The sequence below is a fragment of the Allotamlana fucoidanivorans genome (assembly GCF_045788535.1).
In the GTDB taxonomy this organism is placed as follows: Bacteria; Bacteroidota; Bacteroidia; order Flavobacteriales; family Flavobacteriaceae; genus Allotamlana; species Allotamlana fucoidanivorans.
Genome location: NZ_CP074074.1, coordinates 3,156,899 through 3,183,260, shown reverse-complemented (window position 1 = coordinate 3,183,260; position 26,362 = coordinate 3,156,899). Strand labels below are relative to the sequence as shown.

The 26,362-nt window shown below is 33.1% G+C and carries 27 protein-coding genes and 1 pseudogene; 19 read left to right on the top strand and 9 right to left on the bottom strand.

Annotation, left to right across the window (positions count from 1 at the left end):
• The first annotated feature begins 27 nt into the window (after nucleotides 1-27).
• The 7 genes from KFZ70_RS13460 to KFZ70_RS13430 all read left to right on the top strand — a co-directional run bounded on the left by KFZ70_RS13460 (nucleotide 28) and on the right by KFZ70_RS13430 (nucleotide 3,578).
• Nucleotides 28-534, top strand: a complete 507-nt coding sequence (locus tag KFZ70_RS13460) for a Dps family protein (RefSeq protein WP_139694794.1) — start codon at nucleotides 28-30, stop codon at nucleotides 532-534.
• Nucleotides 535-583: 49 nt separating this feature from the next.
• Nucleotides 584-1,486 carry a mechanosensitive ion channel family protein gene (locus KFZ70_RS13455; protein WP_139694793.1) on the top strand — a complete coding sequence of 301 codons (903 nt, stop codon included), beginning with the start codon at nucleotides 584-586 and terminating at the stop codon, nucleotides 1,484-1,486.
• 56 nt (nucleotides 1,487-1,542) lie between these two features.
• Nucleotides 1,543-1,704: a DUF1328 domain-containing protein gene (locus tag KFZ70_RS13450; RefSeq protein ID WP_139694792.1), complete on the top strand. Its 162-nt coding sequence runs from the start codon at nucleotides 1,543-1,545 to the stop codon at nucleotides 1,702-1,704.
• A gap of 46 nt (nucleotides 1,705-1,750) precedes the next feature.
• A complete protein-coding gene (locus KFZ70_RS13445) occupies nucleotides 1,751-1,912 on the top strand; it encodes a hypothetical protein (protein WP_199240638.1) in 162 nt (53 codons plus the stop codon).
• A gap of 52 nt (nucleotides 1,913-1,964) precedes the next feature.
• A complete protein-coding gene (locus KFZ70_RS13440) occupies nucleotides 1,965-2,198 on the top strand; it encodes a hypothetical protein (protein ID WP_139694791.1) in 234 nt (77 codons plus the stop codon).
• 49 nt (nucleotides 2,199-2,247) lie between these two features.
• Nucleotides 2,248-2,808 (top strand): hypothetical protein, encoded by a 561-nt coding sequence (locus KFZ70_RS13435; protein WP_139694790.1) that lies wholly within the window; start codon nucleotides 2,248-2,250, stop codon nucleotides 2,806-2,808.
• Between the two features lie 86 nt (nucleotides 2,809-2,894).
• A complete protein-coding gene (locus KFZ70_RS13430; RefSeq protein ID WP_139694789.1) occupies nucleotides 2,895-3,578 on the top strand; it encodes a DUF2461 domain-containing protein in 684 nt (227 codons plus the stop codon).
• 8 nt (nucleotides 3,579-3,586) lie between these two features.
• Here KFZ70_RS13430 and KFZ70_RS13425 read toward each other — a convergent pair whose 3' ends face one another.
• On the bottom strand, nucleotides 3,587-5,008 hold the full coding sequence (locus tag KFZ70_RS13425; RefSeq protein WP_139694788.1) for an L-serine ammonia-lyase: 1,422 nt from the start codon (nucleotides 5,006-5,008) through the stop codon (nucleotides 3,587-3,589).
• A 126-nt stretch (nucleotides 5,009-5,134) separates the two neighbouring features.
• Nucleotides 5,135-6,214: a BamA/TamA family outer membrane protein gene (locus KFZ70_RS13420; protein WP_139694787.1), complete on the bottom strand. Its 1,080-nt coding sequence runs from the start codon at nucleotides 6,212-6,214 to the stop codon at nucleotides 5,135-5,137.
• Nucleotides 6,215-6,419: 205 nt separating this feature from the next.
• Between KFZ70_RS13420 and dnaK the strand changes: the two genes are divergently transcribed.
• Nucleotides 6,420-8,336, top strand: a complete 1,917-nt coding sequence (gene dnaK / locus KFZ70_RS13415) for a molecular chaperone DnaK (RefSeq protein WP_139694786.1) — start codon at nucleotides 6,420-6,422, stop codon at nucleotides 8,334-8,336.
• 77 nt (nucleotides 8,337-8,413) lie between these two features.
• On the opposite strand, the gene KFZ70_RS13410 is transcribed toward dnaK, so the two are convergent.
• From KFZ70_RS13410 to KFZ70_RS13400, 3 genes and pseudogenes are all read right to left on the bottom strand, one after another.
• Nucleotides 8,414-8,962 (bottom strand): hypothetical protein, encoded by a 549-nt coding sequence (locus KFZ70_RS13410; protein ID WP_139694785.1) that lies wholly within the window; start codon nucleotides 8,960-8,962, stop codon nucleotides 8,414-8,416.
• A gap of 133 nt (nucleotides 8,963-9,095) precedes the next feature.
• Nucleotides 9,096-9,770 carry a Crp/Fnr family transcriptional regulator gene (locus tag KFZ70_RS13405; RefSeq protein ID WP_139694784.1) on the bottom strand — a complete coding sequence of 225 codons (675 nt, stop codon included), beginning with the start codon at nucleotides 9,768-9,770 and terminating at the stop codon, nucleotides 9,096-9,098.
• Nucleotides 9,771-9,978: 208 nt separating this feature from the next.
• Nucleotides 9,979-10,317, bottom strand: a pseudogene (locus tag KFZ70_RS13400) (DUF4377 domain-containing protein).
• Nucleotides 10,318-10,365: 48 nt separating this feature from the next.
• Between KFZ70_RS13400 and KFZ70_RS13395 the strand changes: the two are divergent.
• Both KFZ70_RS13395 and KFZ70_RS13390 read left to right on the top strand, forming a co-directional pair.
• On the top strand, nucleotides 10,366-10,881 hold the full coding sequence (locus tag KFZ70_RS13395; protein WP_139694782.1) for a lipocalin family protein: 516 nt from the start codon (nucleotides 10,366-10,368) through the stop codon (nucleotides 10,879-10,881).
• A 75-nt stretch (nucleotides 10,882-10,956) separates the two neighbouring features.
• On the top strand, nucleotides 10,957-12,186 hold the full coding sequence (locus KFZ70_RS13390) for a class I SAM-dependent rRNA methyltransferase (RefSeq protein ID WP_139694781.1): 1,230 nt from the start codon (nucleotides 10,957-10,959) through the stop codon (nucleotides 12,184-12,186).
• On the opposite strand, the gene KFZ70_RS13385 is transcribed toward KFZ70_RS13390, so the two are convergent.
• Complete coding sequence (locus KFZ70_RS13385; protein WP_139694780.1) at nucleotides 12,183-12,686, bottom strand: nicotinate-nucleotide adenylyltransferase; 504 nt, start codon at nucleotides 12,684-12,686, stop codon at nucleotides 12,183-12,185. The genes KFZ70_RS13390 and KFZ70_RS13385 overlap by 4 nt on opposite strands.
• Nucleotides 12,687-12,834: 148 nt before the next feature.
• Between KFZ70_RS13385 and KFZ70_RS13380 the strand changes: the two genes are divergently transcribed.
• From KFZ70_RS13380 to KFZ70_RS13370, 3 genes are all read left to right on the top strand, one after another.
• A complete protein-coding gene (locus KFZ70_RS13380) occupies nucleotides 12,835-13,782 on the top strand; it encodes a nitronate monooxygenase family protein (protein WP_139694779.1) in 948 nt (315 codons plus the stop codon).
• A gap of 140 nt (nucleotides 13,783-13,922) precedes the next feature.
• On the top strand, nucleotides 13,923-15,323 hold the full coding sequence (locus KFZ70_RS13375; RefSeq protein WP_158293159.1) for a fasciclin domain-containing protein: 1,401 nt from the start codon (nucleotides 13,923-13,925) through the stop codon (nucleotides 15,321-15,323).
• Between the two features lie 442 nt (nucleotides 15,324-15,765).
• A complete protein-coding gene (locus tag KFZ70_RS13370) occupies nucleotides 15,766-16,452 on the top strand; it encodes a hypothetical protein (RefSeq protein WP_139694777.1) in 687 nt (228 codons plus the stop codon).
• A 73-nt stretch (nucleotides 16,453-16,525) separates the two neighbouring features.
• Here the strand turns inward: KFZ70_RS13370 and KFZ70_RS13365 are convergent, their stop codons facing one another.
• On the bottom strand, nucleotides 16,526-17,101 hold the full coding sequence (locus KFZ70_RS13365) for a GNAT family N-acetyltransferase (RefSeq protein ID WP_139694776.1): 576 nt from the start codon (nucleotides 17,099-17,101) through the stop codon (nucleotides 16,526-16,528).
• Nucleotides 17,102-17,219: 118 nt separating this feature from the next.
• Between KFZ70_RS13365 and KFZ70_RS13360 the strand changes: the two genes are divergently transcribed.
• The 5 genes from KFZ70_RS13360 to KFZ70_RS13340 all read left to right on the top strand — a co-directional run bounded on the left by KFZ70_RS13360 (nucleotide 17,220) and on the right by KFZ70_RS13340 (nucleotide 21,919).
• A complete protein-coding gene (locus KFZ70_RS13360; protein ID WP_139694775.1) occupies nucleotides 17,220-17,642 on the top strand; it encodes a PaaI family thioesterase in 423 nt (140 codons plus the stop codon).
• A gap of 2 nt (nucleotides 17,643-17,644) precedes the next feature.
• The gene (locus tag KFZ70_RS13355) at nucleotides 17,645-18,760 is read left to right on the top strand and encodes a chorismate-binding protein (RefSeq protein ID WP_139694774.1); all 1,116 of its coding nucleotides are present in this window, start codon (nucleotides 17,645-17,647) and stop codon (nucleotides 18,758-18,760) included.
• Nucleotides 18,761-18,800: 40 nt separating this feature from the next.
• A complete protein-coding gene (menD, locus tag KFZ70_RS13350; protein ID WP_139694773.1) occupies nucleotides 18,801-20,561 on the top strand; it encodes a 2-succinyl-5-enolpyruvyl-6-hydroxy-3-cyclohexene-1-carboxylate synthase in 1,761 nt (586 codons plus the stop codon).
• Nucleotides 20,562-20,655: 94 nt separating this feature from the next.
• Entirely contained in the window at nucleotides 20,656-20,994 is a 339-nt protein-coding gene (locus tag KFZ70_RS13345) for a DUF2853 family protein (protein ID WP_139694772.1), read from the top strand.
• A 94-nt stretch (nucleotides 20,995-21,088) separates the two neighbouring features.
• Nucleotides 21,089-21,919: a S1 RNA-binding domain-containing protein gene (locus KFZ70_RS13340; RefSeq protein WP_139694771.1), complete on the top strand. Its 831-nt coding sequence runs from the start codon at nucleotides 21,089-21,091 to the stop codon at nucleotides 21,917-21,919.
• A 124-nt stretch (nucleotides 21,920-22,043) separates the two neighbouring features.
• Here KFZ70_RS13340 and KFZ70_RS13335 read toward each other — a convergent pair whose 3' ends face one another.
• Entirely contained in the window at nucleotides 22,044-23,243 is a 1,200-nt protein-coding gene (locus tag KFZ70_RS13335) for an HYR domain-containing protein (protein ID WP_139694770.1), read from the bottom strand.
• A 212-nt stretch (nucleotides 23,244-23,455) separates the two neighbouring features.
• Between KFZ70_RS13335 and mnmE the strand changes: the two genes are divergently transcribed.
• Nucleotides 23,456-24,856: a tRNA uridine-5-carboxymethylaminomethyl(34) synthesis GTPase MnmE gene (gene mnmE / locus KFZ70_RS13330; RefSeq protein WP_139694769.1), complete on the top strand. Its 1,401-nt coding sequence runs from the start codon at nucleotides 23,456-23,458 to the stop codon at nucleotides 24,854-24,856.
• 62 nt (nucleotides 24,857-24,918) lie between these two features.
• Here the strand turns inward: mnmE and KFZ70_RS13325 are convergent, their stop codons facing one another.
• On the bottom strand, nucleotides 24,919-26,343 hold the full coding sequence (locus KFZ70_RS13325) for a hypothetical protein (RefSeq protein WP_139694768.1): 1,425 nt from the start codon (nucleotides 26,341-26,343) through the stop codon (nucleotides 24,919-24,921).
• Between the last annotated feature and the right edge of the window lie 19 nt (nucleotides 26,344-26,362).

Sequence of the window (26,362 nt, the reverse complement as noted above, 5' to 3'; positions counted from 1 at the left end):
GAGTAATCAAAAAAAACCAGAACAACTATGAGTTATTTAAAAATGAATGAAGAGGAATTGCTACCCGTGGTCATGGAATTGAATACGCTTCTAGCAGATTACCACGTGTACTACCAAAAGTTGAGAAGTAATCATTGGAATATTATTGGTGAAAATTTCTTCGATTTACACGAAAAATTTGAAGCATTATATAATGATGCTAAGATAAAAATTGATGAAATAGCAGAACGCATTTTAACCTTACGCTACCACCCAATGAGTAAACTTGAAGATTATTTAAAAACGGCTCATATTAATGAAAACAAGCCTATTAAGACAGATCAAGATATGGTTGAAGATACTTTAAACGACCATAAAATACTGTTATCTCAAATGTCAAACGTCATTGAAAAGGCTGAAAAAGTATCAGATGAAGGTACCATGGATTTAATTGGAGCCTACATCAGGCAACTAGAAAAATCGAGTTGGATGCTTCATGCATGGAGTAAAACATCTTCAGGTTCCTTTAAAAAACGTGTTGTTGAAGCTGGCTAGTTAATAATCATTTTTCAAAATGAATTATTAATCTTAAAACTTTAACAAAATGGAACTATCTATTTCAGAAATAATCAACACAATAATTTCAAAACTAGAATCGTGGTTAAACACTTTTATTGAATATTTACCAAACTTTGCCTTAGCATTCTTGGTATTGTTTATGGCTTATTTTATAGCCAAGTATGTTAACACGCTAACCTATAAATTGGTTTCTAGGCAGGTTCAACAGGAATCGGTTTCTCAAATGATTTCAAAAATATCGGCCATTGTTTTGGTACTTATTGGTTTATACATTGCTTTAGGTATTTTAAATTTGAGTAAAACCTTAACCTCACTATTAGCTACTGCAGGTGTAGCAGGTTTAGCTATAGGTTTGGCTTTACAAAACACACTTAGTAATACGGTGGCAGGTATCGCCTTATCTTTTAGAAAAAAGATTCAAATAGGTAATTGGGTGGAGACCAATGGTTATGCTGGTGAAGTTATTGATATAAACCTAAAAGAATTTGTTATTAAAGAAGCCGATAATAATATTGTTGTTTTACCCAATAAATTGATTCTTGAAAACCCTTTAAAAAATTATTCTTTAACCACAAAAATGCGTGTGGCTTTAGAATGTGGAGTGGCTTATGAATCCGATTTAGAGGAGGTTGAAAAATTAACAAAGGCAACTATAGCTAATACCTTTGAACAGGTGAATGGACCTGAAGCTGTAGAATTCTATTATACCGAATTTGGAGATAGCTCAATTAATTACCTATGCAGATTTTGGATTGACGCCGAAAGCATGTTAGAAAAGCTTAAAGCAAAAACTAAAGCTATAATTGAAATTAAAAAAGCTTACAACGAAAAAGGAATTAGTATCCCATTTCCTATCAGAACACTTCAATTTGATAATAAACTATCATTTGATGACACCGCTTTAAAAAAGCAATTCTCTAATAACTAGAGTAGATTTACAACTCATGTAAATTATTATTTAGTCAATGTTTAAAATTTAAAATTATGTTACGTTGGACAATCACATTTGTAATAATTGCCTTAATCGCTGGAGTATTAGGGTTTGGTGGAATAGCAGGAGCATCTGCAGGTATTGCTAAAATATGCTTCTTTATTTTTCTTGTACTCTTTGTACTATCCTTAATTAAAAGCGCAATAAGCAAATAAATTAAGTTATAATTATAAATAAATATTAACCAAAAAAACTATAATCATGAAAAAATTAGTATTAGCCATTATATTGTTATTCTCATTATCAACCATATTTACTGGTTGTAGAGAAGAAAAAAAAGCAGAAGATCATATTGAGGAAGCCGCAGAAGAAGTAGGTGATGCCGTTGAAGATGCTGCCGATGAAATTGAAGACGAAATATAGGAAAGCAACCTAGCAACCTGTAAAATTTAATAATAACCTAAAACGAAACGTTATGAAAAAAATCATAGCCATAGTACTGATACTGTTTACCATTACACTTGCATTTACAAGTTGTGGTGATAAAAAAGAGAAATCGGCTGATGAGAAAATTGAAAACGCTATAAACGAAGCGAAGGCCGATATTAAAGAAAATTCAGAAGAACTTTCTGATGATGTAGAAGATGCACTTGAAGATGTTCAAGATGAAATCAACGAAGTCAAAGAAGAAAGCAAACAAGATAAATAGTTATAACTATTTACATAAATATAAATTATAAACCATTAAAATTAGTAGAATGAAAAAGATTGTATTCGTGCTAGCCATACTTATTAGTGGTACTGTAATGGCACAAGAAGAACCTACAGAAATAAAAGAAGAATCTAAGGTAAAAACCATTAAATATAAAGATGGGAAAGAAACTAAGGAAAAGAAATTAAAAGTGGTTACCCGTGAAACAGCAAATGTTGAATTAGATAAACGCGATGCACACAAAGTTAATCAGAAACGTATAGATGCTACAAAAAAAGTAGAAAAAGTGATTATGATTGATGATGATTCTGATGAAGCTTTTGATGTACTAACCAAGACAACCTATTTTGTAAAAGGTGATGATAACTATAAGTTTATACCAAATAATAATGGCTTTGACATTGCTTTTGATAATGACAATAACCGGTTTGTAAAAGTTGGTAAAGCCTGGAGTTCTCAAGCTAAAGGAAACTATATTGTACGAGGAAAAATGCACAATGGAATTGGCTATTTTGACACTGCTGGAAACTTTGTTATTGAATATTATGATGAAAAATCGCAAAGCATAAAAACTAAGGTGTATAAAAAAAGAAATCCAGATCTATAATTATTAGTCGTGTTAAGATAATAATAAAAGTCCCGATTCATTCGGGACTTTTCGTATTTTAGAACATCAAAATAACATAAAACATTATGGATATGCAAGTACCAAAATTGGTGTTTTCCTTTTTAAAACGATTGGAAAAGAACAATAATAGGGATTGGTTTAATGATAATAAATCAGAATTTAAAACCATTGAAAAGGAAATAAAATTAGTTTACAATCAGGTGTTTGAAAATTTGAATAAACATGATGATATTGACAAACTAAAGCTATTTAGAATTTATAGAGATGTACGTTTTTCAAAAAACAAACTACCTTATAAAACGCATTTTGGCGGTTCTTTTCACAGAACCAAACCCAAATTAAGAGGTGGGTATTACTTGCATATTCAACCCAATAATGAAAGTTTTATAGCAACAGGGTTTTGGGAACCTGTTAAAGAAGATTTATACCGCATTAGAAAAGAATTTGAAATGGATGATTCAGAAATAAGAACCATTTTAGCAAATAAGACATTTAATTCGGTTTGGGGAAATGCTTTTGTTGGTGATGAAGTTAAAACGGCACCTAAAGGATTTAGTAAAGAGCATCAGGCCATTGACTTAATAAAAAAGAAACAGTACATTTTTATAAAAAAATTCTCAGACAATGACGTATTAAATACCAATTTTCTAAGCGAAGTTGATGTAGCATTTCAAGCGGTTCGGCCGTTTTTTGATTATATGAGTGATGTTCTTACTACCGATTTAAATGGTGTTTCGCTTATAGATTAGCAAGATTCTTAGCAATCAGTCAAGTTGACGCTAATTGCTAATCCGCCTTCACTTGTTTCTTTATATTTAGTATGCATGTCTTTTGCTGTTTCCCACATGGTTGCAACGACTTTATCTAAAGGAACTTTGGCATTTTCAGGTGCACTATCTAATGCCAATTCAGCAGCATTAATAGCTTTTATGGCACCCATGGCATTGCGTTCTATACAAGGTATTTGTACGAGTCCTCCAATGGGGTCACAAGTTAATCCTAAATGATGTTCCATAGCAATTTCAGATGCCATGAGTACCTGTTCTGGTGTTCCACCAAGTAATTCACATAAACCACCTGCAGCCATGGCAGATGATACGCCAATTTCTGCTTGGCAGCCTCCCATGGCAGCGCTTATAGTGGCTCCTTTTTTAAAAATACTGCCAATTTCACCCGCTACAAGCAAAAACCGTTTAATATCTTCAAAATTTCCATCATGATTTTCAATAACCAAATAATACATGAGTACTGCAGGAATAACACCAGCACTTCCGTTAGTTGGCGCAGTAACAACACGACCTAATGAAGCATTTACCTCATTTACGGCAAGCGCAAAACAACTTACCCATTTTAAAATTTGCCTGAATTTAACCTCAGTATCTCTTATGCTATAAATCCATTCTACAGGTGTATTATATAATTTTTTACCGATAAGATTTTTATGAATATCAAAAGCTCTGCGTTTTACATTTAAGCCCCCTGGTAAAATACCCTCGGTATGGCATCCCAGATACATACATTCTAACATGGCATCCCAAATACGTTGAATTTCCGCGTTAATATTTTCTTCAGATCTAATAGATTTTTCATTCTCCAACACTATTTTAGACACAGGACTTTGTAATGTTTTACAATACTGCAGTAAATCAGTACCTTTTTCAATAGGATAGGGGAATCCACATTTTATTTCAAAATTCTTTTTGCTGCTTTTACGTTCTTTTTTTACAACAAACCCACCACCAATAGAGTAAAATGTAGATGTGTATGCTTTACCTTTTATTAGCGCTGTAAATTTAAGACCGTTGGCATGAAAGGGTAAAAAATTTTTATTAAAAACAATATCGGTTTCTGGATTGAATTTCAGATGCTTCTCGTTATTAAAACGGAGTGCTTTTTTCTCTTTTATAGAGGTGATAATGGTATTAATTGTATCTGTAGGAATAGTTTCTGGGTTTGCCCCACTTAAACCTAGCATGATAGCCAAATCTGTAGCATGACCTTTACCTGTTAGAGATAAAGATCCATAAAGGTCTATTGAAATATGTGATACGTGATCAAACGATTTAGCTTCTTTTAATTCATTAATCCAGCGTTCTGCGGCACGCCAAGGGCCCAAGGTATGAGAGCTAGAGGGCCCAACGCCAATTTTTAGCATGTCAAAAATAGAGATACATTCCATAATTTACGCAAACGTTATAGTTGAGCAAATATACAAGAACTTTTTACGGAATATCTACCTGTTTTTAAAATAACAAAGAGGCATGTTAAGTGCTTTTTTTAACATACTGTAATCAAGATAGATGCGTTAAAATGCTTCACCAATTCTAAAATAGATGCCCCAGTCTTCTTTTCCTAAAGCGGCATCTAACCCAATATTAAATTTTACTTTTTTAAAGGCAGCATAGCGGTAGCCAACACCACCTCCAGGATACGCTTTCCAATCAAAATCGGCATTATCAGCACCATAAATGGTTGCTAAACCAGCAAAGGCAACAAGCCCCATTTTATTATCAAAATTATAACGGTATTCTCCCTGTAGGGCTATAATACCATCACCTCTAAATTTGCCTTCAGAATACCCTCTTATATCTTTTCCGCCAATGACTTCTTGTTGTTCAAAAGCAATGTTTCCTAAACCAATTTTACTAGAAAACCGAGCAGCTATAACATCGGTATTATTTCTTGAGGAGAAATAAGTGTTATATTCCGCTGAAATCTTATTAGCTTTTACATCATTGCCAAACCATTCGGGATATGAAATAAACTTAAGTTGGGTATAAGCTCCTGACGTAGGATAATAAACGGCGTTTCTTGTATCTAATAATAAATTCAATTCAATACCATTGGTTATAGTATTTGTTGATGGTTGAATATTATCTTCAAAATTGGTTTTATAATTGGCGTACGTATAGGTTAATCCACCATACAACTTTTTTATTATTTTTCGTTGAATACCAGCGCTAACAATGGTGGCATCTGTAGCAAAGTCATAAAAGTCACTTATTTGAAAACCATTAACAAAGAATTGTGAATTAAAGCTACCTGTAACCGCAAAGAAAGTACCTCTCCAATTATCTTCTTTAAAATACCATTTATTAAAAAAAGCAATGATATGAGATTTATTAGTGGTATAAACCACAGACAAACCAGAAATAGATTTGGCAGAAATACTGTCATTTTTATCCAACTTATACATCACCATCGGAATAGCACCAAACATGAACTTTAAATTTCTGTTATAACTTAAATAAGGCATAACTGTAAAGTCTGCCTTTTTATCTTTAGTAGATTTGTTGCTCTGTATGCTATCATGTGTTATCTGTTGGCCAGTCAATGATAAAGTACTGATAATTAATACAAAAATGAGAGTTGTTACTTTTTTCATGCTAAAAAAATTGAGTATGCAAATTACTCTAATTAAATGTACTAATGAAGTATTTAAATAATAAAGTAATCTACTGAAAATATTTAATATAATTAATGGGGATATTTATTTCATGACAGCATGTCAGTAATTTTTAAATGGCATAATGATTGACTTATTGTTTCCGAAATTAAAAATGAACATTCAAAAATATAAATAAAGAATTATGAGTAAAATTATAGGAATTGATTTAGGAACAACCAACTCTTGCGTTTCTGTGATGGAGGGTAACGATCCTGTTGTAATCCCAAATGCAGAAGGTAAACGCACTACACCATCTGTAATTGCTTTTGTAGAAGGAGGAGAAATTAAAGTTGGAGATCCTGCAAAAAGACAAGCAGTAACAAATCCTACTAAAACAGTTTATTCTATTAAACGTTTTATGGGTAATAAATATTCTGAATCTCAAAAAGAAGCAGAACGTGTACCTTATAAAGTTGTAAAAGGCGATAACGATACCCCTAGAGTTGATATCGACGGAAGATTATATACACCACAAGAATTATCAGCCATGATTCTTCAAAAAATGAAGAAAACAGCTGAAGACTATTTAGGGCAAGATGTGTCTAGAGCGGTAATCACAGTGCCTGCATACTTTAACGATAGTCAACGTCAAGCTACAAAAGAGGCTGGTGAAATAGCTGGTTTAAAAGTAGAGCGTATTATTAATGAGCCTACTGCAGCAGCTTTAGCATATGGTTTGGATAAAAAAGGAACAGATCAAAAAATTGTGGTATTCGATTTTGGTGGTGGTACACATGACGTATCTATTTTAGAATTAGGAGATGGTGTGTTTGAAGTATTATCAACCGATGGTGACACCCACTTAGGAGGTGATGATGTTGACGAAAAAATCATCAACTGGTTAGCTGATGAGTTTAAAGCTGAAGAGGGAATGGATTTAAGACAAGATCCAATGTCACTTCAACGTTTAAAAGAAGCTGCTGAAAAAGCTAAAATTGAGCTGTCATCATCGTCTCAAACAGAAATCAACTTACCTTATATCACAGCGACTGCAAGTGGACCAAAACACTTGGTACGTACCTTAACGCGTTCAAAATTTGAGCAATTAATTGATGATTTAGTAAAACGTACAATTGCACCATGTGAATCTGCACTTAAAGCTGCTGGATTAAGTAAAAGTGATATCGATGAGGTGATCTTAGTTGGTGGTTCTACACGTATACCTGCAGTACAAACAGCTGTAGAGAAATTCTTTGGAAAAGCACCAAGTAAAGGAGTTAACCCGGATGAAGTAGTATCATTAGGAGCTGGAATTCAAGGAGGTGTATTAACTGGAGATGTAAAAGATGTACTGTTATTAGACGTAACACCATTATCTCTTGGTATAGAAACTATGGGTAATGTGTTTACTAAGCTAATTGAAGCAAACACCACTATTCCAACAAAGAAATCTCAGGTATTCTCAACAGCCGCTGATAATCAGCCATCAGTAGAAATTCACGTATTACAGGGTGAACGCGCTATGGCAGCAGATAATAAAACGATTGGACGTTTCCACTTAGATGGTATTCCACCAGCACGTCGTGGTACACCGCAAATTGAAGTGACATTTGATATTGATGCCAACGGTATCATAAAAGTATCTGCCGAAGATAAAGCAACTGGTAAGAAACAAGACATTAGAATTGAAGCGTCTTCTGGTTTAACTGAAGAAGAAATTCAAAAAATGAAAGCAGACGCCGAGGCTAATGCTGAAGCAGATAAAGCTGCTGCAGAACAGGCTCAAAAATTAAATGAAGCTGATTCTATGATTTTCCAAACGGAAAAACAATTAGAAGAGTTTGGTGATAAATTATCAGATGATAAAAAGAAGCCTATTGAGGAAGCTTTAGAGGAGTTGAAAAAAGCATACGAATCTAAAGACTTAGCTTTAATTACTCCAGCTTTAGATAAGATTAATGAAGCATGGAAGGTAGCTTCAGAAGAAATGTACAAAGCACAAGCCGAAGCACAGCAAGCAGGTGGAGCTCAGCCAGGTCCTGATGCAGGAGCAGCGGGAGATCAAGGCGCATCTGAAGGCAGTGATGTTGAGGATGTAGACTTTGAAGAAGTAAAATAAGTCTGTTAAAACATAGCATAATAAGTAAAAACGCAACCAAATAGGTTGCGTTTTTATTTTAAATACCACATACTTATTTATATAAAATTACCATTACCATCTAATTTCACTTGCTTTTTTTCATTGTTTTGAATGATAGTAACTTTATACTGTTTACTAGTTCCATTTACTATAGAATAGTGTACTCGATAAACTGTTTTTTGAATAACTGACTCTGGATATTCATTATAAATTTTGTTCCATATAGCATGCGGAAGTTTTACATTTTTAAATAATTCATAAGATTTTATAAGTTGCCCTTCTTTATTAAAGTAAGCATTAATTCTTCCATTATAGTTAGGGTCTTTAAAATTAATAGCGTAGGTATTTCGTTTTTCTTTAAATATGTCCTGCTTGGTAATATTGTAGTTGGCTACTCTTTGCTCAAGTGATTTTACGCGGTCTGATTGCGTTGTTAGAATAATGGCATTGTGATAATTAGTATTCACAACATTAGACTTGGCCATAGGTTTGGTTCTAAATGTTTCCCGTGTATCTAATTTTGTGGGTTTGTGATTAAATGCGATTTGTGAGTATACAAAACCTGTAAACCCAAAAAGGAATAGAATGATTAAAAGCTTTTTCATGATAATAGGAATTAAATTAAACAAATAATAAGCTATTAATCAAAGATAATTGAGAGAGCAAGAATTTATGATGCATAAATATACCTATATAAAAGCTAAATAAATGCTACTTGAGTAGCACTTTGCTCAGATATTATAGATGTTTCTTTAGCAACTCTAAATTTCTAATTGTTATTGTCTTATTTTGAATTTCAATGATACCGTCATCCTTAAATTTTTGAAGATGTCTGTTTAAAACAGCTCTTGTTGTACCTATATATTGCGCTATTTCTTTATGCGGTAAACCGTCAATTAAGCTTTTGTTTGAAGAAGCATTATTTAATAGAACTCTGGCAAGCTTTGTAGTCGTACTATCTAAACATGAGGCTGTAACATATTTTTCTAAGGTGCTCATTTTCAATATTAGATAGTGAAGGATAGCGGCATTAAATTTAGGGTTTTTTGATACCCATGTTTTAAAAACAGAAATAGGTGTTTGCATAACACTTAAATCATCAAGGGTCTCGTAAAAAATGTTAAAAGATTTATAATCCAAAAGTCTGTAAACGTTAAATACGTCGTGTCTGGTTAATATAAAAAGGGTGATTTTACGGTCTTTAGATTCATCATAGAAATACACTTTTATACGACCATCAAAAATGACATAAAAGAAATTTGTTATGAGTTTAGAGTTTACAAAGCATGTACGCTTTTTAAATATTTTAAATTCAGAATCTCTTAATAACAGGGTTATCTGATCACCAGAAGCTTCTCTAAAGAGAGCATTTTTTTGTAATAAAAACAAGCTGTTTTCCTTAGAAAAGACCATTATTTTCTAGTGTTTATAGTTGGTTAAAAACTATAACTAGCTCTAGGGAAAACGAAAAAAGTTTAAACGCAATTACTTTGCTGGTAATTAGTGTATTTACAAAAATACTGTTTATCTTTTTATAAACCTAGCTAAAAAACAGCATTTGAGTCATTTAACCAAAAATACAATCTACTATATTAACGTTTAAAGCGTCAATTCTTCTTTGCTATTTAGAAGTTTTGCTGTTCACTTTAGAAAGTTTATATCTTATGGAACTTCCGTCTGCGGGTGGGTTGGCTATAGTTTTTATACTAACCGAAATATTGTAAATATAACCTTCCTCCTATAAATCGTCAAAGCCTTCAATTTCTCCATAAAAGAAACGCCAATCTTCATCATTAATCTTCTCATTCGCTTGAATCTGATAACATTTTTGAAGTACAACACCAACACAATCTACCCGTTTTGAATTTACCCACAAATTTTCAATGAATTCAGAATTACCATCACAGGAGTAGACTATTGTAATGATAATAAGTGTGATTATGCGCAAATTATAATTCATTATTTGTTCGTTTTTATATTTCTTGTAAATTGTAAGAAAATCAAAATTATGAAAAAATTAATCATATTAAGTCTTATTCTTTTTGTTACATTTTCTTGTTCAAAAGATTCAGAAAGTGAGAATTCAAAAATTTCAGCTAGTATTATTGGGGTTTGGCAAGGAACGGGCATGACTTATGATGGAACAGTTGAATCCTCTGAATCTGGACAAACCATAAAGGCAGATTTCACAGGAGAGGGGTTTAATATGAATAACACATTAACTTTTAATGAGAATCCTAACACCTTAGTTTCAAAGGGAAGTTATGGATTAAAACTTACCTACACTATTAATGGCTTTACTACAACTGAAGAAATCAATGAAACCAATTTTATAGAAGATGGCACATGGAGTCTTGAAGGAGATCAGCTTTTTGTAACTAATAATGGTGAAACCACAATTATGAAAATACTAGAATTGAGTAATCATAAATTGATTATTAGTTTTTCAGAAACAGAGGTCATAGAAGAAGAAGGGGTGATAGCTACTACCAATTTTAAAGGCACTTTCGTTTTTAAACGATAAAATGTAGTTGTTATATCAACTAATTAAGACTAATGTTTAGAAAAACTATACTTTTGGCATTTCCAATTAAATTACATGTCATACTCCTTAAAAATTAAAGCTAATTACAGACCAAAACGCCTAGCGGTTAAACTAAATGCAAAAGGCGAAAAGTTTGTGTTGCAAGGGCATCCTTGGGTGTTTTCAAATAGTATTATAAAAATTAATGAGGATGCTCAATCTGGGGATTTAGCCGTAATTTTCGGAAAAAATAAAAATAAAGTAATTGGTTTGGGGTTATTTGATGCAGAATCGCCCATTCGAATTAAAATGCTGCATTCTGGTACCAGAAGAGTGGATATAAATAACGTGTTTTTTCAAAAAAAGATAGATGAAGCTTTCGCAAAACGAGAAAAACTACTTCAAACAGATACCAATAGTTACCGATTATTATTTGGAGAAAATGATGGTTTTCCTGGATTAATAGCGGATGTTTATGCGCAAGTTTTAGTGGTTAAATTATATTCAGAAATTTGGTTACCGTATTTAGAGGTCATTATTCCGAAGTTACAAGCAACTTCAAAAGCCAAAACCATTGTTTTAAGATTAAGCCGAAGTTTGGAACAATCAAAACATCATCAATTAAAAAATGGCGAAGTTATATATGGTATCTTAAATAATGAGGTTGTTCAATTTGTAGAACATGGTGTTCATTTTTCGGCCAACGTCATTAAGGGACATAAAACAGGATATTTTTTAGACCATAGAGCGAACCGAAAACAAGTAGGTGAGTGGAGTAGCGGTAAAACGGTTTTAGATGTGTTTTCTTATGCTGGCGGCTTTTCGGTACACGCTTTAGCCAATAATGCTAAAGAGGTTACCAGTTTAGATATTAGTAAACAAGCGCTTGATATTGCCATAGCCAATGGGAAACTAAACACGTACAATGGTATTCATAGAACGATAGCTGGAGATGCTTTTGAAGCACTAGAAAAGCTGATAAAAAAACGTATCACTTTTGACGTTGTAGTTATTGACCCGCCAAGTTTTGCGAAACAGGCATCTGAAGTAGATTTGGCCAAGAAAAAATATAAACAACTGGCACAACTCGGGGAAAGGTTAACTGCTTCAAAAGGTCTTTTGGTTATGGCGTCTTGCTCATCAAGAGTTTTAACGCAAGACTTTTTTGAGATTAACACACATGCCTTGGCTTCAAGTAAGAGAGCCTTTAAAACGATACTTAAAACAGGCCATGATCTTGATCATCCCGTTGGGTTTGCAGAAGGGGCTTATTTAAAATGTGGTTATTATCGATTTATAGATTAAATGAATAATCCTTTTTCATCTGTTTTTACAATAAGAATTTGATCCTGATTTTTAATCTTAATTTTGTATTCTTGGTTTAATGAATCGGCCTCACAATGATACTTAATAAGGTAGGCGTCCTCAATAATGCCCCAATTAGGAAAACGTTTTGATATAGCTTGCATAACCTCTAAAGGCAATCGTACGTCGCTATATTTTTCAATAGTTCTTATAATCTTTCCATTTTTGTTGTAAGCCGCAATGATTTTTCCTTTCGGAATATTAAATGATACGGTATAAACGTCATGGGCATCATCATATTGATCAAACAATTCCTCTTTATGATTAAAATTTAAAACTTCATCTTCCAGAAGTTTCACGTGATTTTGTGCATTATTCGTGTTTTGCGATGCTATGTATTTATAGTTTATGTCAATTAAAGTTTCGGGAAGATTAACCGTTTGAGCGCTTAAGCTACTGCTTATTACGAGTCCGATAAAAATATTTACAATGGTTTTCATATTGTTTAGAATTATTTACTCATAAAATTAACTATGCATGCATAATAAAAAAATGATAAAAATCATAATGTCAACTTTTAAACTGATTTTATTATGCAAACATAGTTGTTATGCATGCATAATATTTTTATATTTGAAAAAAGTACACATGTCAACTAAACTTACCGAACTACTACACATTAAATATCCCATAATTCAGGCTCCTATGTTCTTGGTTTCCAATGTATCTATGGTAAAAGAAGCCATGAATAGTGGTATTGCAGGATGTATTCCTGCCCTTAACTATAGAACGCTTGATGAATTACGATTAGCAGCACGAGCTTTAAAGGAGGCCAAAGTTGAAGGTGGTTCATTTGGCTTCAATTTAATTGTCAATAAATCTAATATTAAGTATAAAGGTCAATTAGAAGTCATTTGTGAAGAAGGTTGTGATTTTATTATAACCTCCTTGGGTAGCCCAGAAGAAACCATAATTCAAGCACACAAAGCTAATATAAAAGTGTTCTGTGATGTGGTTGATTTAAAGTTTGCGAAAAAGGTTGAAGCCTTGGGAGCAGACGCTATTATAGCAGTCAATAATCAAGCAGGAGGACATCGTGGTGATAAGTCACCTGAGGAATTGATTAAGGAGTTAAGTACACACTGTAAAATTCCAATTATATCAGCAGGTGGGGTGGGATGTAAACAAGATATTGATAAAATGTTGAGCTACGGTGCTCAAGGTGTGTCAGTAGGAAGTCCGTTTATAGCTTCTATAGAGGCTGCAGTAACCGACGAATACAAACAAGCTTGTGTAGATTATGGAGCCGATGATATTGTTATGACAGAACGTATTTCAGGTACACCATGTACTGTAATTAATACCCCTTATGTTCAAAAAATAGGAACAAAAGCAACTTGGCTAGAAAATCTATTAAATAAAAATAAAAGGCTTAAAAAGTGGGTTAAAATGATACGATTTACTATCGGTATGAATGCTACAAAGCATGCGGCAACCAAAGCAACTTATAAAACCGTTTGGGTGGCTGGGCCAAGTATTGAACATACTACTAAAATTCTTCCAACAAGAGATATTGTTAAAAGATTCACAAATTAATATTAAAGCTTATGGGGGTAGATAGAAGACGTATTTAAGCGTCTTTTTTTGTCACTTTATCTAAAATGTTTATTATTTTTAAAAATAAATTAAACAAAATTATTATGTTTGATAAAAATGATAAAATATTAAACAAAATTATGAAAACAGCATTAACAGTAAATCGACTCCCTAAAATCTATTTGTATTTTCTCTCTGCTTTGTTAATTAGTTTTCTTGGTTTTTCATGTAGTGACCAAGAGGCTGAAACTGCTGATCTCAATTCTGATTTACCAAGTATAGTGGAAGTACTTGAAAGTTTTAATAAAGGGCAATCAAGCACGGCTAAAATGTTAAACAATAAGGAAGGCGATTATACCCCCACTTTTGACGTTCTTAGCAAAGCCCTTGCTAGAACGAAGTTGGCAAGTACCGTTTCTAGAAATAGACTAACAGTTTTTGCTCCAACAGATATGGCTTTTGCAGCCTTAGGCATAACAACCGAAAATGTAACGGAAGTAGAAAATTTGGCAGATATATTGCTTTACCATGCCGTTGGTATGACAGTTTACAGTAATCAATTAGAAAATGGACCCGTTACAACCGTAAATGGAGCTAATGTCATTGTAAATATTGATAATGGTGTACTTATAAACAATGCAAAGGTAACTATGGCAGACATAAAAGCGAGAAATGGTGTAGTTCATGTTATAGATAGTGTTTTGTTTCCACCAAATTTAACCATAGCAGGTATTGCGGGGTCTAGTGATGATTTTTCTATTTTATTTGATGCTGTTGTTAAAGCAAATCTTGGAGGTATATTAACAGACGGTGGCCCCTTTACTGTTTTTGCTCCTACAAACAAGGCATTTATGGATTTATTGGAGGCAACACCTTATAATAGTCTAGACGATATTCCAATGGATGTATTAACTCAAATTCTTCTGTATCATGTGGTTGATGGGTATGTGTTTAGTAATCAGTTAATGAACGGTTTTGTTCCTACGTTAAACGGAGCTGCAGTATATGTGAATTTAGATATGGCTCCCATGGTTTATATTAATGATTCAAAAGTAAAAATATCTAATGTTCAAGCTACTAATGGTGTTATCCATGCTATTGATAAGGTTTTAATGCCGCCTACAATGAATTTGGTTGAAACTGCTGCAAGTTTTGATCCTGAATTTTCATTATTGCTTACTGCGGCAAATGCTGCAGGTTTAGGAGATACCTTATCAAATGGAGGGCCTTTTACCGTATTTGCTCCAACAAATCAGGCATTTCTCAACTTCTTGAATTTATCAGATTTAGAAGAAGCTAAAGGAGTCATTCAAGGTCTTGATACAACAGTTTTAACAAACATACTACTTTATCACGTGGTTGAAGGTCGTGTGTACTCTAGTGATTTATCAAGTGGATCTGTAACCACTTTAAATGGCAATTTTGATCTTGACTTAAGTAGTTTAACGATTGATGGTAATGCTATGCTAATTCCAGAATTATTAAACGTTCAAGCAACAAATGGGGTTATTCATGTAGTTGATGCTGTTTTAATGCCGTAAATTTTAATACTAGTATTAGTTTGGTTTAGTTAGTTTTAAAAGGTATTGCATAATAATGCAATGCCTTTTTTATTTTAGGTGGTTAGTGTGATGGTCGTCCTGCGTTGAAACTCTAATTGAGTTGGTTCTTTTTTTGTTTCATTAAGCGTTCGCTTCTAACATATTTACAGCTGATATTATAAACTTCTTAGAATACAAAGTACAGTTAATGTCTACATTATTTCATAACTCTACCATAGCATACAAAATATATGTAATTCTAATAGTGAAACATTCATCATTTGAAATAAAAACGATAGGTCTTTAATATTTTTAATTTAAATTAGGGGTTTAGTAAAAGGTTTGCCCTATTATTAGTGAACCACATTGAGAAATCAATAATTTGGTGAAATATTAATCTTATAAATATATTATTAACAGAAAAATTTAAAATTACATTATCATGAAAAGAAAGTTGCAAATTTTTACATTATTTATTCTAACGTTAGCTCTTCATAATTGTGGACCATCAATTAGTGTTACAGATAGTTGGAGTGCACCGGACGTGAGAGATATCAAAGGGGATAAAATGCTGGTGATGGCAAGAATGGATGATTTAGCATCTAGACAATTATTTGAGCAAGAAATAGTAAGTAAGTTAAAGACTGAGGGGATCAATGCCGTAGCTAGTTATAACCAATATCCTGATATTAAACTTAATGAAAAACTAACTGACGAGCAGATTGATGGTCAGGTAAGTAGGTTTAAAAAGGATGGTTTTGAAACCATTGTTTTAACTGTGGTGAAAGATGTAAAAACAGAAATGGTTACTCAAGAGTCAGGAGGTTACGTAACTGGGGGCTATTATCCTATGTATTATGGTTATTATGGCGGTTTTGGTCGCTATTATGGGGCATTCTATTCGCCTTATGGTTTTGGTGGTAGTTATATTCCTAGTTCGCAACGAACGTATGAGTCTGATATTTATAAATTAGAAACGGTGATTTATGATTTAGATAGAACAGATAATCGTCAGTTAGTAGCAGTTGTGGCGTCAAGTATTACAGACCCAGATTCTGCTTCACAAGTTGCTGGGCCTTATGCAAAAAAAGTTTTAGGACAGTTTAAAAAAGATGGCGATAAAAAATAACCTCAAATCTTTGTTTTCTATAATTTAAAACTACCACAATTCAAGCCACGTATGGTTTTGAATTGTGGTAGTCTTATTTAGAGTGAAGATGTTTTAAAATATGTGTTTTAGCCACGAGCCATTCTTCCTTTAATATACCATAGCAACAGGTATTTCTTCTAAAACTGTCAGGCATCAGAGTGTCTTTTCTTAAAATGCCTTCTAAAGTAGCTCCTAGTTTTTCTACCGCTTTTCTTGATCGACTATTACGTTCATCCACTCTAAATTCTACCTTATCAAAATTTAGTGTTTCAAATGCATGCTCAAGCATCAAAAACTTCACATGAATATTTAATCCTGTGCCTTGAAACTGTTTGCCTATCCATGTCCACCCAATATGTAAAACTTTATTTTTCCAATGCATATTTCCAAAGCGCGTACTTCCCGCATAGGCATTAGCTTGTTTGTCATAAATCAAAAAAGGAATAGCAGTGTTATTTGAACCATCAGCTATTGCTTGTTCAACATAGCTCTTGAAATCTTCAGGACTATCTATTTTACTTGGAGAAAATTGAACCAAATCCTTTTGCATAGCAATCTTAGAAACCTGTAGGTAATTTGATAAATTAAGTGTTATTAATTTTACGCGTTGATTTTCTAAATAGGTCATCTCCACAAATTATTGCATTAAAGTGCGGCAATATAAAAATCCTTAATTGAAAGCGAAACTTAAAATAATTATTTATGCTTTTTGTACTTTAGCAGCTCAATTAAAAGACGAATTCTATATGAAATTATCTAAAAAAGATGTTTTAGAACAATGCAATACGCTTTGTAAGAATACATTAATGGAAACGCTTGAAATTGAAATAATTGATTTTGGTGATGATTTTTTAGTAGCCAGAATGCCTGTTAGCTCCAAAAATCATCAAGTAGATGGTGTGTTACATGGAGGAGCTACTTTTGCCCTAGCTGAAAGTGTAGGTAGTTTTGCTTCACATATTTTTATAGATGTCGAAAAGTTTTTTGTTCGTGGTATTGAAATGTCTGGAAATCATTTAAAAAGTGTAAAGGACGGTTATGTTTTTGCAAAAGCGAATTTTTTACACAAAGGCAGAACCACCCAGCTTTTGAATATAAGAGTTACAGATGATGATGATAATTTAATTTCTTTGTGTAAACTCACTACAATCTCTTTACCTAAAAAGTAATAATGAATTTAGGAAAGTTTTTTCAAAAGGTTGAAAATCATTTCGGCAATCAATTACCATTTGTAATGTATAGAAAGCCAAAACAAACTAAAGTTTTTGGTAGGTTTCAAAATACGTCAGACTTACATTGCACAAGTGATTTTTCTGAATCTGGTTTTGTTTTTTCCCCTTTTAATGCTCAGGAACAAACCGTTTTAATACCCTCAAGTTGTTCTGATTTTGAAGAAGTAGACTTAGAGTTTAATGAGCATATTGCCTTTGATGAACATCATATGTATGAAAATCAATTTGAAAGAAAACAACACATACACTTGGTTAATCAAGGTATAAAAGCCATTAAATCAACCAGTTTAAAAAAGGTTGTGCTTTCAAGAAAAGAAACAAAACATCTGGATGAATTCAATCTTATAACCACCTTTAAAAAACTTTTGAAGACTTATAACGCTGCTTTTGTGTATTGTTGGTTTCACCCTAAAGTTGGCCTATGGCTTGGTGCCACGCCAGAAACTTTACTTAAGATTGAAGGTAAAAACTTTTCTATGATGGCGTTGGCTGGCACGCAAGAATATCAGGGGACATTAGAGGTAGAATGGCAGAACAAAGAAAAAAAGGAACAACAATACGTCACTGATTATATTGTTGATAATTTAAAATCGGTCACGGACAGTATCAAGTTATCTGATGTTGAAACGGTTAAAGCAGGTCATTTGGTACATTTAAAAACTATGGTGTCTGCAAGGTTAAAAGATAATATCCCCTTACAATCTATTATTAATACTATTCATCCTACACCAGCTGTTTGTGGCGTTCCTAAGGAAGTTGCTAAGACATTTATTTTGCAGAATGAACATTATAAACGTGAGTTTTATACTGGCTTTTTAGGAGAGCTTAATGCACATATTATTTTGGCGCCTAAAGGTAGGGTTCGAAATATAGAAAATAGAGCTTATGCCATGACTAAAAAAAGCACCCAGCTTTATGTAAATTTACGTTGTATGCAAATCCAAGAAAATCAAGCAACTATTTATGTAGGTGGAGGAATTACTGAAAACTCGAATGCTGAAAAAGAATGGCAGGAAACGGTAGCTAAATCTTTAGTTATAAAAAAGGCGCTATAATTAGCCTATTTATTACTTTTGGGGAATTGATTATAGTTTCATGAAATACCCAAAAATTCCACTCGCTCAAACCGTTATTCAGCTTTGTAAAACCAAAGAATTAAAACACATTGTTATTTCTCCAGGCAGTAGAAATGCACCGTTAACCATAGGCTTTTCAAATGATGCATATTTTAATTGCTATAGCATTGTAGATGAGCGCTGTGCGGCGTTTTTTGCCTTAGGAATTGCTCAGAAATTAAAAAAACCTGTGGCTGTGGTTTGTACATCTGGTAGTGCTTTGTTGAATTATTATCCAGCCGTAGCGGAGGCTTTTTACAGTGATATACCATTAATTGTTCTATCGGCAGACAGACCTAAACATTTAATAGGTATTGGCGATGGTCAAACCATTAATCAGCGCTATGTTTTTGAAAATCATATTTTATTCTCTGCTAATTTAAAGCTCGATTTAAAAGATGAAATGAATATTCCGGGTCATGAAGAGCTACCAATTTTCAAGAATTTAGAAGATAAATTTGAACGATTTTTGGGTTTACAGAAAGATATTCAAACCTATAATGAGGAAGGTATTAATACAGCCATAAATACCGCAATTTCTAAGAAGGGCCCTGTGCATATTAATATTCCTTTTGATGAACCGCTGTATGAACTTGTTGATAAAATTAGCGTATCGCCTAGAAATATTGATTCAACGGTTAAACCATCAAAAATAGAAGATTATGTTTTGCAATCTGCTTTAGAAGATTGGAATTCGGCATCAAAGAAAATGATATTGGTTGGTGTTCTTGGGCCTTCTGAATTTGAAAAAAAATGGTTAGATGAACTTGCCGAAGATGATAGTGTGATTGTGTTAACTGAAACCACATCAAATTTACATCATTCAAACTTTTTTCCGAGTATAGACCAGCTTATAGCACCATTAACAGACGAAGAACAAAAAGCGCTGTCTCCAGATATTTTGGTTACGTTTGGTGGATTAATAGTATCAAAAAAAATAAAGCAATTACTACGAAAACATAAACCCAAACATCATTGGCATATTGATGAGAAAGCAGCAAATGATACCTTCTTTTGTTTAAATAATCATTTTGAGATAGCTCCAAATATATTCTTTGAAACGTTTTTACCAAGAATAACTCACTATGTAAAAAGCAGGTACAAAGAAACCTGGCTGGCACTAAAGCAGTACCGATTGAAACGGCACAAAGCTTATGTTAACAATATTCCTTTTTCAGATTTTAAAGTGTTTAGTGAGATTTTAAAATCGGTTCCAGAACATTATATTTTGCAGTCAGGTAATAGTTCGGCTATCCGTTATATGCAATTATTTAAGGTGAAAAAGGACATTGAAGTGTATTGTAATAGAGGTACTAGTGGCATCGATGGGAGTACATCAACGGCTATTGGGTGCGCCGTGGCTAGTGAAAAACCTGTTTTGTTTATTACTGGTGATTTAAGCTTTTTTTATGACAGCAATGCCTTTTGGAATAATTATATTCCATCACATTTCCGCGTTATTGTAGTGAATAATCAAGGGGGCGGTATTTTTAGAATCTTACCAGGGCAAAAAAACACTGAAAATTTCGACACATATTTTGAAACGAGTCATTCTTTAACAGCCGAACATATTTGTAACATGTATGGGTTAAACTATGAAAGTGTGTCAAATGAAACTGACCTCGCTAAGGCCCTCAACTTATTTTATACATCAAGTAATTCGCCTAAAGTATTAGAAGTATTCACACCTAGAACGTTAAATGATAAAATTCTTTTAGAGTATTTTGAATTTATTAGGTAATAAAATTGTGACTTTTTGGTCCTAGCTGTTTCTTAAAATTAGTATCTTTAAAACAGTTATTAATCATTCACTAATTTTAAAACAAAAATGTATTATGAGTAAAAGAGACGAACTTATTGTTAAATACGCGGCAGATTTAAAAGACAAATGTGGTATTGATGCCGATATGGATTTATTAACCAAAGTGACTGTGGGTTGCGGACCATCAATATATAATGCAGATGCTTCTACCGTATCAGGATCAGATGAATCAGAACTTGAAACGGTAAAAAATAATTTCCTTATTAAAAAGCTAGGTTTAAGTGAAGGAGATAATTTAGATGAGGGTATTGCAGCTGTCATGGAACAATATGGAAAATCAAATAGAAATAAATACAGAGCTGTGGTATATTATTTACTAACCAAGCATTTTGGTAAAGAATCAGCTTATTAGTATACACTGAGACTATAAAAGGCGACACATTTACGTGTCGCTTTTTTAGTTTTAAATAAAATGTAACTTTCTTGAATATCATTACCTTTGCCGCATGATAAAATTAGGAGAAATAAATACATTGGAAATTTTCCGTGAAACAGATCACGGCATATATTTAGTTGATGAAGACAACAACGAGGTTCTTCTGCCTAACAGATATGTTCCAGAGCAATTTAAAATTTGGGATAAGATAAAGGTCTTTGTGTATTTAGATAATGAAGAAAGACCAGTGGCTACAACAGACATGCCTTTTATAGAATGTGGAGACTTTGGTTTGTTGCGATGTAATCAGGTGACTGAATTTGGTGCATTTCTTGACTGGGGATTAGTAAAAGAACTGTTTTGCCCTTTTAAAGAGCAGGCTTTTAAAATGAAACCAGGTGGGTGGTACCTTGTTTATTGCTATTTAGATGAGAGAACAGACCGTTTGGTCGCCTCAAGTAAAACCAATAGATTTTTAAATAATAAAAACCTAACTGTAAATCAATTTGATGAGGTAGACTTAATTGTGTCGCATCCTTCTGATATTGGCATGAACGTCATAGTGAATAAAAAACATGCGGGTTTAATTTATAAAGACAATATTTTTCAGGATTTAAGTGTAGGTGATAAACTAAAAGGGATTGTAAAAAAAATTCGTCCTGGAAATAAATTAGATATTGTTTTAGGGCAAGTAGGGTATAGAAATATTGAACCCAATGCTGCGCGTATACTTCAAGAACTTCAAGATAATAGCGGTTTTATGGCTCTTAATGATAAATCGAACCCAGAAGCCATTAAAGAGGTTTTGCAAATGAGCAAAAAGAATTTTAAAAAAGCGATTGGAAATCTGTATAAACAAAAAAAGATAGATATAAAATCAGATGGTGTTTATCTTCTGTAGCGTTTAGCGCATTATGTTTGTTTTCAAAGCATTATAGAGCATAATTTCAGGTAATTATTTAATAAATAAAAAAGGCTTAACTGCTATAGTTAAGCCTTTTTTGTTAAAAGTTTGTGGTCATGTTCTATTGGTCTTCCAATTTCCATGTTCTTACCCAATCATATTTGGTCGTTCTATCATCGATAGAACCTGTTGCAATAATATCATTATTACTATCTATAGGGTTCCAATCATAGGTTTCAATAGCCATGGTAATATATCCTTCAATATCAAAATCTGCAGGAGGGTTTGTTATGGTATGTGTTTGTTTTCCATCAAGATAGAATATCATTTCATTTGGAGATTTCCACCAACATCCATAGACAAAAAATCTGGAATTGTTTTTCTCGTTTAGTATTGTTTTAGCAGGGGATTGCTTTGCACCATCAACTTCAGTGTCACATGCTCTATCATGTCTCCAAGTATTTGATGCATAAATATTTGCAAAATTGGAAGCCCAACTATGTGTACCTTCATGAATACGCCCTACACATTCTTGAATATCCAATTCAAGCTTTCTTATAGGCCCAGTAGTACAATTTTGAGGGTATGCTATCCAAAATGTTGAAGACATGACTGTTTTATTAGCCTGCATTCTACACTCATAATACTGTCCATATTTCGCTTTGCTTTTTGAACGTAAAATAGCACCCCCATAAGTCCATGATTTATTGTTCACAGTTTTTGGAGAATCGAACTTTTCAACTGTAATATTTAGATATCCATTGTTAACACTTACATTGTCAGATTCAAATAGAGCAGGAGGTCGTCCGTACCAACCAAAGGGGTCTGATGCAGGATCTCTGTGCCATTTTGTGTCATCAAATTCAGCTCCATTAAATTCATCCGATAATTCTTCTACCTTAATCCATTTTTTTCCCACAGGGGCAGCAGATAGCCCATCAACTGAATATGGCATGTTTTCTTCAGGATATGACACAATTACATCAAAACTGCATGAGGATTCGTTCCCAGCAGCGTCTGTAACTACAAAGGTATTGGTTGTTGTTCCTAAAAGAAATTTTGAACCAGAGGCTAAACCAGATGTCTGTTTTGTTTTTGCTCCCGAATAGTTGTCTGTTCCTACTGGAGTATCATAATTCACTTCGGTGCCATCGCTGTGAACAGCAATGGTCACATGAATGTTGTCCATACAAGTAATGGTAGGAGGTGTTTCGTCTATTTCTTTTTCAGGCTCTTGGTTATTGTCATCGCTCTTACTGCAAGAATATGAGAATATAAAAAGGCTTAATATTGTTATAAATAAAAAATGATTTTTCAACATGCTATTTAAATAAGAATTAAAATTTTATGTAAAAATAGTAGTATGCACTTTTGTAGAGGAGCATAAATCTTGATTATACTATAACAAATGATTTTTGTCTAGGGTTTGTCAAGTTATAAGTTATTGTCTTTTATATGGATTTGGCTTAATAAGCATTAGATTTCAGTACAAGTATTAATAATTTCAGCAGGCATTTTTAGTATTTTTGTTGCATGATAAATCAAGATACCATAGTTGCATTGGCAACACCTGCAGGTGCAGGAGCTATAGCTATAATTCGCCTGTCCGGCAAGAAAGCCATCGCTATTGCTGACACATGTTTTAAGTCAGTAAAAAGTAATAAGCATCTTAGCAATCAACACACCCATACCATTCATTTAGGTCATATTGTTGATGGATTGAAAACAATAGATGAAGTTTTGGTGTCGGTATTTAAAAACCCTAATTCGTATACAGGTGAAGATGTGGTTGAAGTGTCTTGTCATGGATCAAACTATATTCAACAAGAAATTATTCAACTCTTCTTAAGAAAAGGATGTAGAATGGCATCTGCAGGAGAATTTACATTACGTGCATTTTTAAATGGAAAGTTAGATTTGAGCCAGGCAGAAGCTGTTGCTGATTTAATTGCTTCAGATAATGAAGCATCGCACCAAGTAGCGATGCAACAAATGCGTGGTGGCTTTTCATCTGAAATTGCCAAACTGCGTGAAGAACTTTTAAATTTTGCTTCTTTAATAGAACTGGAACTTGATTTTGCAGAAGAAGATGTAGAATTCGCGGATAGGACACAGTTTAAAGAATTAACAGAACGTATTAGTTTTGTGTTAAAGCGTTTAATTGATTCATTTGCTGTTGGAAATGTAATTAAAAACGGGATTCCTGTAGCCATAGTTGGAGAACCTAACGTGGGTAAATCTACCCTTTTAAATGTATTACTAAATGAAGAACGTGCTATTGTTTCTGATATTGCTGGAACCACAAGAGACACCATTGAAGATGAGATTTCTATTGGAGGTATTGGGTTTAGATTTATAGATACGGCTGGAATTAGAGAAACACAAGATGTAGTAGAAAGTATTGGAATCAAAAAAACTTTTGAAAAAATTGATCAAGCTCAAGTTGTCGTTTATCTGTTTGATGCCTTAGAAAGTAGTACTTCAGAAGAAATGCTTAAAAATTTGATTGTAGAAATAGAAAAAATAAAAAATAAATATCCTCAAAAACCACTCATAATAATTGCCAACAAGGTCGATAAACTTAATGAAGTTGAAACCCATAATTTGAAATCTCAAATAAAAGAAGTAGAACTACTGTCTGCAAAGACAGGATTAGGTGTAGAGTCCTTGAAAGAAAAATTGCTAAGCTTTGTAAATACCGGCGCTTTAAGAAATAACGACACAATTATTACAAATACAAGACATTATGACTCATTACTTAAAGCTTTAGATGAGATAAAAAAAGTAAAACATGGTTTAGAATCTGGATTGTCAGGTGATTTGTTAGCCATAGATATCCGTCAGGCATTATATTATTTTGGAGAAATTACAGGTGAAATTACAAACGATGATTTACTAGGCAATATATTTGCTAATTTCTGTATCGGAAAGTAACTAATATGCTGTAGTTAATCCTGTTAAAAAAAGTTCATATAGCATTTTACCCTCGTCCAAATCTACTTTGATGTCTCAGTTATTTCTTTAATTTGACTTTCTACTTGTTCTAAAGTTAAATCCTTAAACATTACAATTCTATCAATTTGAAGCCCATGAGATCTACCAATCAAATTAATGGTATATTCTCCAGGCTTTTTGAATTTTGCTGTTAACCACTTATGGTCTGTTTTTACTTCAGCAACACCATTTAAAACAAAGTCATTTTGACTTCTACCATAAAATTTTTCATACTGGGTTAGGTTATGTGATCCAGCAAATCCTATATCATCAGATAGATAAACATAAGCATCATTACCCTTATCCGTTCCTCGCTCATCCTTAGGTTGTCGCATCACCCATTTAACGGTATAATTGCCCGGAGTGTTTATTTTGAAGGTATATGAAATTTTATTTTTAACATCTGGTTTTTCATAGGCGTTGGCCCCATCATAATAAATAAATTTGCCGCTAGAAGCACTTGAATGGAACCCTAATTTCCATTTACCCTTAATATTAAATCGTTCAGCTTCAAAAACCAATAATCCATTTTTTTCTTCAACCTTCTTTTTTTCAAGAATACCATTATTAAACAAGGATTTTAACTTGGTCAAATTACCATCCTCATCACCTAATAAAAGATAATATACCATACCCGCATCAGAAACATCTGCTCCTCTTTTATCTGGATGAAAATGTAATCGACTATACAACCATTGAATACCTTCATCGTTATGATCTCTCATCCAATGAAAAGGAGTAAAGTTAGTTCCTGAACACCAAAGTTTGTCTGGTATGTTACAAGCGTTTTGATCTTTTATTTTTTTATACTTTATACGATTTTCACTAAGGATAATTGCTTGATTCATGGTATGATGTGATTTACGTCTTAAATGGTTATCATTATAGCCGCTATGCGAAATAACATATACATGGTTCAATGCCTCTATATTTCCATTTTCAATTACATGCTTTATGCTTAAATAGAAAAATTCTGAGGGTCCCATATGAATGAAGTATAATGGATCTTGGGCAGTAGATTTGGAAATTTCAGAGGCTAAATGTTTAATAGCGGTTTCAGGGTTTTCTGGTACATCAAAAAATCGCGAAGCATCATAGTTCCAGCGTGTAATAGCTCCGTTAACACCATCTGCCATGTAATTAGTTTCAGATGTGTGTTTTGGAGCAGCAATAAAGTTATTGTAAGAAAAATGAACAAGTTTGTCTTGTTTTGACAACTTGGCTATTAAAGATAAAGCCACTGGTGTTCCTCCCCAATCATCAGGGTCAGCTCTTGGCCAACGAGCCTCAGGATGAAAATCTGCTTGATTATTACCATCAGCACTTATTGCAATTCGATTATTATTATACCCCAAAGCTTGAGCAATTAGGCTTTTGGGTAAAAGAAACATTAATATTATTACACTTGCATATATTGGGATTTTCATAGTTTAGTATAGGTATAAT

Coding starts and splice junctions, on each gene's coding strand:
- KFZ70_RS13335 (WP_139694770.1), bottom strand. CDS start 23,243: ATGTTGAAAAATCATTTTTTATTTATAACAATATTAAGCCTTTTTATA.
- KFZ70_RS13370 (WP_139694777.1), top strand. CDS start 15,766: ATGAAAAGAAAGTTGCAAATTTTTACATTATTTATTCTAACGTTAGCT.
- KFZ70_RS13325 (WP_139694768.1), bottom strand. CDS start 26,343: ATGAAAATCCCAATATATGCAAGTGTAATAATATTAATGTTTCTTTTA.
- KFZ70_RS13440 (WP_139694791.1), top strand. CDS start 1,965: ATGAAAAAAATCATAGCCATAGTACTGATACTGTTTACCATTACACTT.
- KFZ70_RS13355 (WP_139694774.1), top strand. CDS start 17,645: ATGAATTTAGGAAAGTTTTTTCAAAAGGTTGAAAATCATTTCGGCAAT.
- KFZ70_RS13340 (WP_139694771.1), top strand. CDS start 21,089: ATGATAAAATTAGGAGAAATAAATACATTGGAAATTTTCCGTGAAACA.
- KFZ70_RS13345 (WP_139694772.1), top strand. CDS start 20,656: ATGAGTAAAAGAGACGAACTTATTGTTAAATACGCGGCAGATTTAAAA.
- KFZ70_RS13425 (WP_139694788.1), bottom strand. CDS start 5,008: ATGGAATGTATCTCTATTTTTGACATGCTAAAAATTGGCGTTGGGCCC.
- KFZ70_RS13450 (WP_139694792.1), top strand. CDS start 1,543: ATGTTACGTTGGACAATCACATTTGTAATAATTGCCTTAATCGCTGGA.
- KFZ70_RS13455 (WP_139694793.1), top strand. CDS start 584: ATGGAACTATCTATTTCAGAAATAATCAACACAATAATTTCAAAACTA.
- KFZ70_RS13360 (WP_139694775.1), top strand. CDS start 17,220: ATGAAATTATCTAAAAAAGATGTTTTAGAACAATGCAATACGCTTTGT.
- KFZ70_RS13385 (WP_139694780.1), bottom strand. CDS start 12,686: ATGAAAACCATTGTAAATATTTTTATCGGACTCGTAATAAGCAGTAGC.
- dnaK (WP_139694786.1), top strand. CDS start 6,420: ATGAGTAAAATTATAGGAATTGATTTAGGAACAACCAACTCTTGCGTT.
- KFZ70_RS13365 (WP_139694776.1), bottom strand. CDS start 17,101: ATGACCTATTTAGAAAATCAACGCGTAAAATTAATAACACTTAATTTA.
- KFZ70_RS13390 (WP_139694781.1), top strand. CDS start 10,957: ATGTCATACTCCTTAAAAATTAAAGCTAATTACAGACCAAAACGCCTA.
- menD (WP_139694773.1), top strand. CDS start 18,801: ATGAAATACCCAAAAATTCCACTCGCTCAAACCGTTATTCAGCTTTGT.
- KFZ70_RS13420 (WP_139694787.1), bottom strand. CDS start 6,214: ATGAAAAAAGTAACAACTCTCATTTTTGTATTAATTATCAGTACTTTA.
- KFZ70_RS13410 (WP_139694785.1), bottom strand. CDS start 8,962: ATGAAAAAGCTTTTAATCATTCTATTCCTTTTTGGGTTTACAGGTTTT.
- KFZ70_RS13405 (WP_139694784.1), bottom strand. CDS start 9,770: ATGGTCTTTTCTAAGGAAAACAGCTTGTTTTTATTACAAAAAAATGCT.
- KFZ70_RS13430 (WP_139694789.1), top strand. CDS start 2,895: ATGGATATGCAAGTACCAAAATTGGTGTTTTCCTTTTTAAAACGATTG.
- KFZ70_RS13460 (WP_139694794.1), top strand. CDS start 28: ATGAGTTATTTAAAAATGAATGAAGAGGAATTGCTACCCGTGGTCATG.
- KFZ70_RS13445 (WP_199240638.1), top strand. CDS start 1,751: ATGAAAAAATTAGTATTAGCCATTATATTGTTATTCTCATTATCAACC.
- KFZ70_RS13395 (WP_139694782.1), top strand. CDS start 10,366: ATGAAAAAATTAATCATATTAAGTCTTATTCTTTTTGTTACATTTTCT.
- KFZ70_RS13380 (WP_139694779.1), top strand. CDS start 12,835: ATGTCAACTAAACTTACCGAACTACTACACATTAAATATCCCATAATT.
- KFZ70_RS13375 (WP_158293159.1), top strand. CDS start 13,923: ATGAAAACAGCATTAACAGTAAATCGACTCCCTAAAATCTATTTGTAT.
- KFZ70_RS13435 (WP_139694790.1), top strand. CDS start 2,248: ATGAAAAAGATTGTATTCGTGCTAGCCATACTTATTAGTGGTACTGTA.
- mnmE (WP_139694769.1), top strand. CDS start 23,456: ATGATAAATCAAGATACCATAGTTGCATTGGCAACACCTGCAGGTGCA.